This window comes from Flavobacterium sp. (assembly GCF_027490375.1).
In the GTDB taxonomy this organism is placed as follows: Bacteria; Bacteroidota; Bacteroidia; order Flavobacteriales; family Flavobacteriaceae; genus Flavobacterium.
This window is the reverse complement of sequence record NZ_JAIXYH010000061.1, coordinates 1-13,399: the sequence shown is the minus strand read 5'-3', so window position 1 is coordinate 13,399 and position 13,399 is coordinate 1. Positions and strand designations below refer to the sequence as shown.

General features: G+C 42.3%; 4 protein-coding genes. 2 read left to right on the top strand and 2 right to left on the bottom strand.

Annotated elements, in window-relative coordinates; genetic code table 11:
• Positions 1 to 11: 11 nt before the first annotated feature.
• Complete coding sequence (locus Q0064_RS08260) at positions 12 to 3,410, top strand: hypothetical protein (protein WP_298147033.1); 3,399 nt, start codon at positions 12 to 14, stop codon at positions 3,408 to 3,410.
• Positions 3,411 to 4,159: 749 nt separating this feature from the next.
• On the opposite strand, the gene Q0064_RS08255 is transcribed toward Q0064_RS08260, so the two are convergent.
• Both Q0064_RS08255 and Q0064_RS08250 read right to left on the bottom strand, forming a co-directional pair.
• On the bottom strand, positions 4,160 to 5,713 hold the full coding sequence (locus tag Q0064_RS08255; protein ID WP_298147030.1) for an aldehyde dehydrogenase family protein: 1,554 nt from the start codon (positions 5,711 to 5,713) through the stop codon (positions 4,160 to 4,162).
• A gap of 16 nt (positions 5,714 to 5,729) precedes the next feature.
• Complete coding sequence (locus tag Q0064_RS08250; RefSeq protein ID WP_298147028.1) at positions 5,730 to 6,488, bottom strand: UDP-2,3-diacylglucosamine diphosphatase; 759 nt, start codon at positions 6,486 to 6,488, stop codon at positions 5,730 to 5,732.
• Positions 6,489 to 6,708: 220 nt separating this feature from the next.
• Between Q0064_RS08250 and Q0064_RS08245 the strand changes: the two genes are divergently transcribed.
• Positions 6,709 to 13,399, top strand: a 6,691-nt coding sequence (locus tag Q0064_RS08245; protein WP_298147024.1) for a choice-of-anchor L domain-containing protein, incomplete at its 3' end; no start/stop codon positions are given.

Sequence of the window (13,399 nt, the reverse complement as noted above, 5' to 3'; positions counted from 1 at the left end):
ATCGACTATTCATGAAGAAGGAATGGCTTGTAGTAGTGTTGCTCTTTTGTTGCTGGATGTCTTCGGCACAAAATGAATATTCGCTGCGACGAGAAAGCACTTTTTTTGTGGAGTCGGATAGTCTTCAAATCGATAGTACAAGCATTCGGAAAATCGACTTTGAAATTTACGACGAAAATAATAGACCCTTACCGGAACAAGCTTTTCGAGTCGATTTTACCCGCGCGCGTCTTTACATTCTCGATTCGTCGCTGAAAAACACGCAAGTTTTGGTGAAGTACAGTAAATATCCCGATTTTCTTACGAAATCGTATGTGCGTTACGCGCCAGAAAAAGTGTTAGGAAACGTGGCGACCACTGCAAAGTCCGAACCACTTCGCAATACGCGAACACCCTTTGAAGGTTTGTCTACAAACGGAAGCATTACACGCGGCGTTACGGTTGGAAACAATCAGAATTCGGTGGTAAATTCTAATCTCGATTTGCAGATTTCGGGAAAGCTATCCGATAAAGTTTCGTTGCGCGCCAGCATCCAAGACAGCAATATTCCTTTACAAGATAATGGCTATAGCCAACGACTCGACGAATTCGATCAAATATTTATTGAACTCGCAGGCAGTAAATGGAACATTCGAGCGGGCGATTTATTTCTGGAAAACCGTTCGTCGCGATTCTTAAATTTCAGTAAAAAAGTACAAGGCGTTCGCGCTGGATTTAGATTTGGCGATGAATCTGCTATCACCGACGTGTTTGCATCGGCGGCTTTGGTTCGAGGCGCTTACGCGAGAAGTACATTTACCGGAACCGAAGGCAATCAAGGGCCATACAAACTTACAGGTCCGAATGGCGAACCATTTATACTCGTAGTTAGCGGTTCGGAACGCGTTTTTGTGAATGGAATTCAATTAGAACGCGGCGAAAACAATCAATACGTTATTGATTATAACGCTGGCGAAATTACGTTTACGTCGCTGTTTCAGATAACATCCGAAATGCGGATAAATGTCGAATATCAGTATGCCGAACGAAACTTCACAAGGTTGGTAACCTATGCCGGTGCAAACCACAGCTCGGAAAAATGGAATGTAAGCGGCGCAATTTACTCGGAAAACGACGTAAAGAACCAACCCTTACAACAAAATTTATCTCCCGAGCAAGCAGCTGTTTTACGTGATGCGGGCGATGACGATCGGTTGATGGTGGCGCCTTCTGAAAACGAAGAACCTTTCGATGAAAACAAAATTCAATATCGAAAAGAAATTGTGAATGACGCTACTATTTTCGTGTATTCTACCAATCCAAACGACACGCTGTTTAGTGTTCGTTTTACCGATGTTGGCTCAGGAAATGGGAACTATCGATTGCAGTCGACTACCGGAACCGGAAAAATATACGTGTATGTTACGCCAATTAGCGGAGTAAAACAAGGCAGTTTCGAGCCGGTGGTGAAGTTAATTGCGCCTCAAAAATTGCAATTAGTTCAGGTGTCGGGCGGGTATCGAAACGGCGAAAACACTACGGTTCAGGCCGAATTTGCGGGTAGTTTGAACGATAAAAATCTTTACAGTTCTTTAGACGATGCCGACAATACCGGTGTAGCGTTTCATATCGATGCGGCGCAAATGCTATTCAAACGAAAGTTTAAAACGCAAGTTTTTGCAGGCGCACAATACATCGGCGAGCGTTTCCGTACGGTGGAACGAGCCGTAAGTATCGAGTTTAACCGCGATTGGAACGTAAGTACGCAGCTCGGCGATCAGAAATTGGTGTCGGCCGGTTTTACTACCAATCTCAACCAAAAAGGCAGCGCTACGTATAAAATTGAAACACTACAGTTCGGCAGTTCGTATTCGGGATTTCGCCAACTCTTCGACGCTCAAGCCAATCTTAACAACTGGCAGTTTTCGCAGAAGTTTAGCTATTTAAAAACTACAGCAAATTTTGCCAATTCGAGTTTCCTCCGAAATTTGAGTCGCATTTCGTATCGTCCAACTAAAAAAGTTTGGATTCATGCCACGCATGCGGCAGAAGACAACAGCGAACGGTTGAAAGCTACCAACCAATTGAGTAATTTGAGTCAGCGCTTTAACGAATTTGGCGGTCGGGTAGGAGTGGGCGACAGCCTAAAAGTATTTGTGGAAGGCGGCGTTTTGTTGCGTTTAAACGATTCGTTGGTAGATCAACGTGTGAGTCGAGTCAACCAATCGCTGACGTATTTATTGCGTTCGCGTGTTTTTCAATCCGAACAGCAGGATTTGATGTTGTTTGCGAGTTTCCGAGAACTTAGGTTCGAAGATAAAACGCAGGTAGCCATTCCGTCTTTAAACAGCCGAATAGCCTATAACGGTAGGTTTTTAAATCGTCTTTTAGTGTTGGGAACCACCTACGAAAATAGCTCGGGAACTGTAGCTCAACAGGAATTCTCTTATATCGAAGTCGAGCCCGGACAAGGCCTATATACTTGGAACGATTACAACAATAATGGTGTTAAAGAACTGGAAGAATTCGAAATTGCACCGTTTCCCGATCAGGCCATTTACCTGCGGGTTTTTCTTCCCAATCAGATTTTCGTTCCTTCGCATGTTAACCGACTCAGCCAAAACATCACCCTAAATTTTGCAGCTTGGAAAGGCTCGGGAGGCTTTTCGAAGTTTCTTAAAAAAATAAGCAATCAAACCTCATTTATCACGGAGCGAAAAATCCGGCGATCGGGTTCGGATTTCGATTTAAACCCCTTTGGTAGTTCGGGTTCTGATGTGCTTGGGCAAACACGTACCTTCAGAAACAGCTTGTTCTACAATCGCGGCAAGCAAAACCACAGTGTCACTTTTAATGCAACATCAAGCGCTAATATCGCGCTTATTAGCAGTGGTTTACAAGAAAATAAATTGCGAGGTACGCAGTTATTATACGCGCATTTGGTTCAAAAAACTTGGTTATTTAGCATTCAAGTTGATCAGAATAAACAAAAAAGCACTGCTCAAAATTATGCGAATCGCAGTTTTGAAATTACGGGATACGAGTTCGAGCCTAAAGTTTCTTACTTGCTTTCGACTAACGTAAATTTCGACTTGTCAACGGCTTACGGTGAGAAGGAAAATAGCATGGGAGCGGTGGCTTCTTTGGTTCAGCGAAAGCTTACTTTGGCTTTTAATTGGAATGCAGGAACTAAGTTAACAGCAAACGGCGATTTTACCTTAATTGGGAATAGCTTTATTGGTGAGGCAAATACAGCCGCGGCTTTTCAAATGCTCGAAGCTTTGCAACCAGGTCAGAATACAACTTGGCGGTTGTCGGTACAAAAAAGTCTAACGGGCTTTTTAGATCTAACGTTAAATTACCAAGGTCGAAAAAGTGAATTTTCTTCTGCAATTCATACCGGAACGGTTCAACTAAGGGCACATTTTTAGTTGGGATAAATCCAAAAGTCTATTATTTTCGTAAATAAAAAGCAGAGATTTAATATTTGTAAAGATACAACCAAAGCTAATTTTTCTATTTTTGTGCACAATGAAAAGTACGCGACGATTTTACGGATTTTTGTTATTCGCACTACTTTGTAGCAGCGCTGCTGTAGCTGCCCCTCCCGGTGGTGGTCCGCCTCCTCCTGCTGGCCCGCCTATCCCGGTTGGTTTCCCCTTTCATTTAAGCACTCAAGCACTATTTGGCATACTTGTTTTATGCTATTCTCTGTACCTGATTTTTAAGTATAATAAGCGATCGCTTAATAGAACTTAGGGCGCGCCGGCAAAATCATTTGCTGGAAATCCCGTATAATTTTGCCGTCCCGTTTTTCGCTGTAGTCCTCGCTCACCTGGCGCAAGGCCATTGCTGTCGCTGTGGGCTGCCGCTGCAACCGGTCGCGCGGCAATCGTTATCGAATAAAAAGTGCATAAAACCTGAGTTCAATTAAAAATCTTTGTCAGATCGCTTGAAATCAAAAAATTATGAAATCAATAGCAAGGGAAAGGAACAACTCTCATGCTAACCAGATAAAAGGCTGTCTACTTCGTTAGATTTTGTTGCGATACTATAGTATCCCAATAAAATCCGCCTTGTATTCAACCATTTATCTGTTTTCTGACCGCAATTTTTAAATCGAACTCAGGTATAAAAAAAGCTGCGTTTGATGCGCAGCTTTTCTGAAAGTTTCGAATTCTTACAAATCAAATTTAATTCCTTGTGCTAAAGGCAAACTTGTCGAATAGTTTATCGTGTTGGTTTGTCTTCGCATATACACTTTCCACGCATCCGAACCGCTTTCTCTTCCACCACCGGTTTCCTTTTCTCCACCGAAAGCTCCGCCAATTTCCGCTCCAGAAGTTCCAATATTTACATTAGCTATACCACAGTCGGAACCTGCAGCCGATAAAAACTGTTCGGCTTCGCGCAAATGAGTGGTCATAATTGCCGATGACAATCCTTGAGCTACTCCGTTCTGAATTTCAATGGCATCTTCAACACTTCCCGAATATTTCAATAAGTACAAAATCGGCGCAAAAGTTTCGTGCTGTACGATTTCAAAACTATTGTCGGCTTCTGCAATAGCGGGTTTAACATAACATCCACTTTCATAACCTACTCCAGTTAAAACGCCACCAGGAACAATAATTTTTCCGCCTTGCGCTACCACAGCTTCTAAAGCGTGCTGGTACGTTTTTACCGCGTCGGTGTCGATAAGTGGTCCAACATGGTTGTTTTGGTCAAGCGGATTTCCAATGCGAAGCTGTCCGTAAGCAGCAACAATAGCATCTTTAACCTGTTCGTAAATGCTTTCATGGATAATTAGTCGGCGTGTCGATGTACAACGTTGTCCGGCTGTTCCTACGGCTCCGAAAACGGCTCCAATCACAGTCATTTTAATGTCGGCATTTGGCGTCACAATAATTGCGTTGTTTCCACCTAATTCGAGTAACGATCGGCCCAAACGTTCGGCAACAGTTGCGGCAACGATTTTCCCCATACGTGTTGATCCGGTAGCCGAAACCAAAGGAACGCGTTTGTCTTTTGATAACAATTCGCCAATTGTATAATCGCCGGATATTAAGCAAGATATTCCTTCAGGCATATTGTTTTCAGCTAAAACTTCAGCGATGATATTCTGGCAAGCAACGCCGCAAAGGGGAGTTTTTTCACTCGGTTTCCACACGCAAACATCGCCACACACCCACGCTAGTGCCGTGTTCCATGACCAAACCGCAACCGGAAAGTTAAATGCAGAAATTATTCCAACAATTCCAAGCGGATGATATTGTTCGTACATACGGTGCGCCGGACGCTCCGAATGCATCGTTAGTCCGTGAAGTTGTCGAGACAAACCAACTGCAAAATCACAGATATCGATCATCTCTTGTACTTCGCCTAGCCCTTCTTGCAACGATTTCCCCATTTCGTAAGAAACCAATTTTCCTAAATCGTCTTTCCTTTTTCTCAGTTTCTCTCCAAACTGGCGTACCAACTCACCGCGTTGAGGTGCTGGCATCAAACGAAATGACTTGAAAGCTTCCGCAGCAGTCGAAACCGCCTTTTCGTAATCGGCGGCAGTCGATGCACGCACGCTTCCAATGAGTTTTCCATCTACAGGTGAGTAGGAGTGGATTAATTCGCCTGAGCTGAAGTTCTGACTTCCAGTAGAAGTTCCTTCATTTTCGGCTAATAGACCTAGATTTTTAAGTACATTTTCAATTCCGAAATGTTGAGCAGTATTGTTCATTTTTAATGGATATTCTTTATGATTTTGAATAGGTTTTTAGTTTTAGTTCGGTGCCGTCGAATTCTGCGTAAGTAAAAAACTGAATCCAATCGCCAAGATTTACGTAAGTAGCCTGGTTTCCTAAATCGTACGTCATAGGTAGATGACGGTGGCCAAAAATTAAGTAATCGTAATGTTTTTCTTGCAGTTTTCTTTTGCAGTATTGAATGAGCCATTCGTTATCCGGACCGTGAAAGGTGGCGTCTTCAACTCCGGAGATCAATTTATTTTTCACAGACAAATATTGCGCAATTCGCACACCAACGTCGGGGTGCAGCCAGCGGAAACACCAGTTAAAAAAAGGATTCGTGAAAACTTTCTTCATTCGTTTGTAACCCTTGTCTCCAGGTCCTTTTCCATCACCATGGCCAATTAAGAATTCTTTGTTTCCGAAGGTGAAAGGGGTTGAATCGCGATAAATTGGGATTTGCAATTCGGTTTCGAAATAATCGCGCATCCACAAATCGTGATTTCCAACAAAAAATAAGATTTCAATACCTGCGTCTTTCAACTCTGCGATTTTTCCCAAAACGCGTATGAAACCTTTAGGAACCACGGTTTTATAGTCAAACCAAAAGTCGAATAAGTCGCCCACAAGAAAAAGATGCGACGCGTCGTGTTTAATGGAGTCGAGCCAATCGACAAAAAGCCGCTCTCGATTTAGGCTCAAGCTCCGAGTTGGTGCGCCAAAATGCTGATCGGAGGCAAAGTAAACTTTTGTTCTTGGGTTGGTCATATGTAAAATCGAGTACAAAGATACGTATTATCACAGTGGAATTTGTTACCCTTGAAGGACAAGATAAAAATGTTAAAAAGTGATATTCTGTTACAATTGTTTCTCGGCAGAATGATTTTGTTAAATATTTAAAGAATTGTTACGGTGCCTCAATAATTGCTAAATTTGAACTTTAACCTTGTGTTAACAAAAAGCTCACTCTTTTCCAAAAAAAACGTTTATGAAAAAAATTACTTTGCTGCTTTTTTTGCTAGTTTTTTCAAAGCTGGCAGCGCAAACAGAGGGTTTTGAGTCAGGTATTCCAGCCGATTGGGCAGTTATCAACGGTACTAATGGTATCGGGGCTAATTTCCAGTGGACGGCTACACCAACGCCATTTCCATCTACATTAACCCCTTGCGCTGGATCTAATTCGGCGTTTATTAATTTTGAACAAATTCAAATTAATAACACCGAGGAAGACTGGTTGATTACCAATCAGAGGTTAGTTCCTGCCAACGGACAGCTTCGGTTTCTTGTCCGGCAGTTAGCGGCGGGCGATCAGGGTACACTTTTTCAAGTGCGCGTGTCGATCAACCCCAATCAAACCAACCAATCAGCTTATACTATTGTTCAATCCTTTACGGAATCCGATTTACAAGATTTAAACGGTGATATCACGGTTTGTGATGAGAAAGTTGTCGATTTACCGGCTTCTTTGGTTGGTCAGCAAGTGTACATAGCTTTCGTGAGAGTTTTTACGCAGCCAACGCCTGCAAGAGGTGGAGACCGATTTTTGCTTGACAACGTTCGTATAACCGAGCGCTGTCTTACGCCAAATGGTTTAGATGTAGCTTCTGTTCAATCAACCACAGTTCAATTAACGTGGAATAATCCGGGCTTGGCTTCTAATTTTGAGATTGAAATTGTACCAGCAGCTTCAGATCCGACGGGTTCGGGTTTCACGGTTACAGCTCCTAATACAAACCCCACTTCATATACTACTACTCCAGCAAATATAGTTTTGCAGGCGGGGACAAATTACAAATACTATGTTCGTGCCATTTGCGGCACAACAGAAACCGTAACAAGTGACTGGGCCGGACCGTTCCCTTTCACCACTTTACCTACGGGTTCAGTTTGTTCGGATCCGTTGCAGGTTCTAACTCTGCCGTATCAATCAACAGGTAACACCCTTAATTTCGGCGACGAATTCGATACTGCACAAGGAACATCGTGTGGAGCTACTCCAGCAAATACAAATTACTTGGCGGGCAACGAGGTTTTCTATAGTTATACTCCAACCGCAGATGGCATTATCAATATTTCGATGACTCCGAGCGGAACTCCAGCAACAAATTCGGGTCTGTTTGTTTATGCGGGTTGCGGTAATGTAGGAGTTAACTGTATTGCAGGCGTTGCAAATGCCCAAGCAACTGTGAGAACCCTCACAGTAAATGTAACAGCTGGGACTACATATATCATCGTAATTAGTTCCAGCAATACCAACCCTTCAATTGGTTATAACTTAATCATCCAAAATCAATCGTGTACACCACCTCCGGGTACTTTAGGTGCCTCTGAAATTGGACTTACCAATGCCACGCTTACTTGGGATAATCCCAATAATTTTACTTCTTGGGAAGTCGTTGTTCAACCTGCAGGAGCGGGTGTTCCAGCAGGCGCGGGCACCGAAGTCACAGCTTTACCTTATCTGGTAGAGAATTTAACAGCAGCGACTATTTACGAGTACTGGGTGCGCGCGGAGTGTGTTCCAGGGTCGGATTTGTTTACCACTTGGGCAGGTCCGTTTGTATTCAATACCTTAGTTTGCGACGCCACAAGCACATGTAACTACACTTTCCGATTAAGAGATTCAGGTAATAATGGATGGAATGGGGCTAGAATGCAAGTCCGCCAAAACGGAATTGTAATCGCTACGTTAGGAAGTACAATAACAAATGGAGGCCCTGTAGATGTAACGGTTCCGCTTTGTAACAACATTGGATTTGATCTTTTCTGGTCTGTAGCAGGAACTGCTCCTAACCAATGTATAGTTGATGTAATTAATTCTTTTGGTCAGACTATTTTCACAAAACCAGCTAATTCAGGAACCCCACTATCTGTTATTTACAATGATATTGTAAATTGTACGACGCCTCGTTGCGATTTAGCTCCTACCTCGGTAGCAGTTCCCACGGCAACTATACTTACAAACTCAGCACTTGTAACTTGGTTAGCTCCAGCTACAACTTCTTGGGATATCTACGTGGTTCAACAAGGAAACCCTGCACCAACAGCAAGTACGATTCCAACTTTTAACGATATCACGGTTGCAGATCTGACAAATCTCTCGTTCAACATGACTGGTTTAACACCCGATACTCCTTACACTGTTTATATTCGTGTAAATTGTTCACCAACTGATTCGCCTTGGAGTACAGGTGTAAACTTTACAACGCTCCCAACTTGTCCTAAGCCTACTGCATTATCTGTGACAGGAATCGGACTAACGGCAGCAACCTTCAACTGGACAAACGGCACTCCTACAGATACAGCGTGGGAAATTTATCTTGTACCTAGCTTTTCGTTAACTCCTCCTGCGCAATTGCCAGCTGTGAATCCTCCAACAGACAACGGACAACTGTTGATTCCAGTTTCATCAGGCTCACCATTTACGGTAGCAGACGGGACTTTACAACAAGCTAGGATTTATTATTACTATGTACGTACAGTTTGTCCGGGAGACGATAAAAGTACATGGGCCGGACCTATAGTTTTCAATACGATAACTTGTTTACCAGAAGATAAGTGTACCTACCGATTTGTATTGACCGACGCGGGCGGCAATGGTTGGAATGGTGCGCGCATGCAAGTGCGTCAAAATGGTATTATTGTTGCAACGATTGGAAGCACTATAACTTCAGCAGGTCCAACAAATGTGAATGTCCAGATTTGTGATGATATACCTTTTGATTTATTTTGGAGTGTAGAAGGAACGGCACCTGCAGAGATAGGTGTTCAAATTCAAAGCCCATTTACCGATATTTTATTTACAAAAGCTCCGGGAGAAGGAGCACCATCAACAGTTATCTACTCTTCAGTGGGCGATTGTACGCCTCCAACCTGTCCTAAACCTACTCCTTTAGCAGTAGATGTTACAACTATAACTTCAACATCTGCACAACTAGCTTGGACAGAGAATGCATTACCGCCACCAGGAGCTACACAATGGGAAGTATATGTTGTTCCCGCAGAAGGTGCGATTCCTCCTGTAAATGGTTCACCAGTAACAGGTGTGGCCCCTTACTATTTAACAAATTCGAACCCATTTACCGTTGAAGGTTTACAACCTGCAACCACTTACGTGTTTTATGTTCGTTCTATTTGTTCAAGTACTGATGTAAGTACCTGGACAATTTTAGCCCCACGAACTTTCACAACAAAACCACTTAACGACGATTGTGCAGGAGCCATCACAGTTCCAGTAAATCCGACTAGAATTTGCGCACAAAGCTTAAACGGTTCAACACTTGGGGCTACCAGAACATTACCCAACACTCAGCCAGTATGCCAAGGAAATACAGACGACGATGTTTGGTTTACTTTTACTGCTACAAATCCGGTTCACATTATAACATTTAGTAACATTAATGGTCCATCAAACGACATCAATCACGCATTGTACTCCGGTTCAGATTGTACAGCGTTAACACAATTGTACTGCAGTGCCCCTGAGGTGAGTGTTGCTACTAACTTAGTTCCTAACCAAGTGTACAAGATTAGGGTTTGGACTGTTGGAGGTAATGCAGCACAATTCGCAAACTTTACCGTGTGTATTACTACTCCAGATCCGGTAACCAACGACGAATGCGCAGTTGCAACACCAGTTACGCCAAATAACGGCTTGGAATGTGATATCGTAGTTAGTAGTGCTATAACTGGAGCCACACCTTCTTCAAACGCTTCTACATGTCCTGGGACTGAGGATGACGATGTTTGGTTTAGTTTCGTTGCCAACAGTACAACTCAAATAATTACTCTTTCAAATATTTTAGGTACCTCTGATAATCTAAATCATGCGGTGTATTCGGGAACTGATTGTAACGCATTGACCCTTTTGTTTTGTAGCGATCCAAATGAAAGTATTGAAGATAATTACATCGACGGAAATACCTATTGGATTAGAGTATGGTCTTCTGTAGGCACACCACAAGACATTACGTTTGACTTGTGTATTGGTAGAATTTTGCCTCCTATTACAACAGATCTGGATATTTATACAAAGCAACAACTTATCGAAGACATATTGCTAGACACTTCTTGTGCTAACGTGACAAATATAACTTGGTCAACGGGATTAGATTTTAATACTCCTCCTAACACAGGTTTTCCAAATGGAATTGGTTACTTTAATAAGGGACTTTCAGAGTTTCCTTTCGAGGATGGTATTATCCTAACAACAGGAAACGCAGCATCGGCACCAGGTCCTAATGATGTTATTTTGAGTGACGGTGGTTTTGGTTGGCCAGGAGACGACGATTTAGAAGCCATCATTTTAGAAGCTACGGGTCAAGCGATGAATTCGCAAAATGCAACTAAGCTCGAGTTTGATTTTGTGCCGCTTCAAGATCAAATTAGCTTCCGCTTTATTTTTGCGAGTGAGGAATATGGAACATTTCAATGCACATTCTCTGATGCATTTGCATTCCTTCTTACAAACACTGCTACCAATGAAACTGAGAATTTGGCGATTATTCCAAACACTACAACCCCAGTTTCTGTTGTGACCATTAGAAATGAATTGTATAATCAAGGTTGTGATTCTGTGAATCCTGAGTTTTTCCAAAGTTTTTACGGAGATTTAGGAGTAAATCCAATCGGAGCACCTATTAATTTTAACGGTGTTACGGTTCCTATGACAGCTTTTGCCAATGTTACTCCTGGAGTTACTTATCACATAAAATTAGTAATTGCAGACCGTGGCGATTCGGCGTTTGATAGCGCAGTATTTCTTGAAGGAGGCAGTTTCGATATCGGAAATGTAGAGTTAGGAAGCGACTTCCTCGAATCGGCAGGAAATGCCATTTGTCCAGGAGATTTCGTAACGATTGATTCAGGACTCGACCCAACGATTTACACTTTTGAGTGGACGAGAAATGGTGAAATTATTGCAAATCAAAACGGACCTTCCATTGTTGTTACACAACCAGGAACTTATCAAATTAGTGCATCATACACCAATACGACTTGCGTTGCAACTGATCAAATTGTTGTTGAGTTTTTTCAAGACGCAATTGCAGGCAGCCCTTTGAACTTGGTTGATTGTGATTCTACAGGATCATCAACGTTCAATTTAACTCAAAATGCTGCTACAATTCTTGCACCTTTTACGCCGGGTTCACATTCTCTTGCATATTTTACGACTTTTGAGGATGCTGATCAAAATATTGTGGCAAACCAAATCACTAATCCTGAAGCATTTTTAGGTAATGATCAACAAACCATTTATGTTCGAGTAAGTAAAACAGGTACTGGCTGTTATCAGGTTGTAGATTTTGACTTGATTGTACAAGATTTAACGCCAGATTTTACACTTGAAGGAGTTAAAAACTTGTGTCCAGAAGAACAAACAACGATTACAGTGGTTCCTACAAACGGATCTTTTGACACCAATTTGGTATCGTTTTCTTGGACATTTAATGGTAATCTTATAGCAACCACACCTTCTATTACTATCGACGGAACGCAGTTAGGAAACTACGAAGTTGTTGTAAATAATCAAGGTTGTACAAGCAGTCAAACGTTCACAGTTGGGGCAGCAACGCCTACTTGGGAGATAGCTATTTCAGGAACAACCGAACTTTGTCCTGATGAAGTAGGTTCTATTAGCGCAGTGGTAACTAATAATACTAGTGGTGGTCCTGTGATTTACACTTTCACAAATCCAGCCGGTGTGACAACAACCTCCGCAGATAACAACTACACTGTATCAGAACCAGGAACCTACTCAGTTGCTGTTTCAATATTTGGATGCGCCAGCGCAGCAGTTAATTATGTGATTGCACCATCGTCGGTAGTTTGGAATGTACAAGTTACGGGTCCAACTGAGCTTTGTCCTGATGAGAATGGTATCATAACAGCGACAGTTTCCAACAACACCAGCGGAAGTCCAGTTACATACATTTTCACTAATCCGGCAGGAGTTTCAACTACAACAAATACCAATACTTTTCCAGCAACAGAGCCAGGTACATATCAAGTTGAAGTCTCAATTTTAGGTTGTTTAAGTTCACCAGTAAGTTATACGATTGCACCATCTTCTCAAGTTTGGGATGTAGCTTTTGGAAGCAGTTCCTATGTGATATGTAATAATCAATCAGTTACGATTGATTTTACAGCATTAAATTTCGACATTAACAATCCTGATGCTTCATATACATGGACTCGTCCTGACGGAACACAAGCTACAGGATTAACAATAGTCGCAAACCAAATTGGAACTTACAGTTTAACGGTTGAAATTTTAGGTTGTACTAGTACCGAAACTGTTAGCGTAGGCGAAGATTCAATAAATTTAAATATTGCCTTTGAAACGGGCTGTGTAAATAATCAATATCGAATTACTGCTGTACCAGTTAATAATTCGTTTGACCCCGACACAGTAACATATACTTGGACAGGTACTGCGCCATTCCAAGTAGTAGCTCCTGAAAGTCCAGAATCAATTATAGTTGGTGGGGCAGGGGAGTTTACTGTAACGATAACGGCTTCAAGCGGTTGTTCGGATTTCGAAACAGCTACAGTTAGTAGCATCGGCTGTCTCATCCAGCGAGGTATTTCACCGAACAACGATGGTGCAAACGATTCGTTTGATTTGAGTGCTTATGATGTGAAGCGTTTGGTTATTTTCAATCGTTACGGTACTGAGG

Excerpts from the sequence above, each read along its gene's own strand:
- Q0064_RS08255 (WP_298147030.1), bottom strand. The coding sequence starts at position 5,713 with ATGAACAATACTGCTCAACATTTCGGAATTGAAAATGTACTTAAAAAT.
- Q0064_RS08260 (WP_298147033.1), top strand. The coding sequence starts at position 12 with ATGAAGAAGGAATGGCTTGTAGTAGTGTTGCTCTTTTGTTGCTGGATG.
- Q0064_RS08250 (WP_298147028.1), bottom strand. The coding sequence starts at position 6,488 with ATGACCAACCCAAGAACAAAAGTTTACTTTGCCTCCGATCAGCATTTT.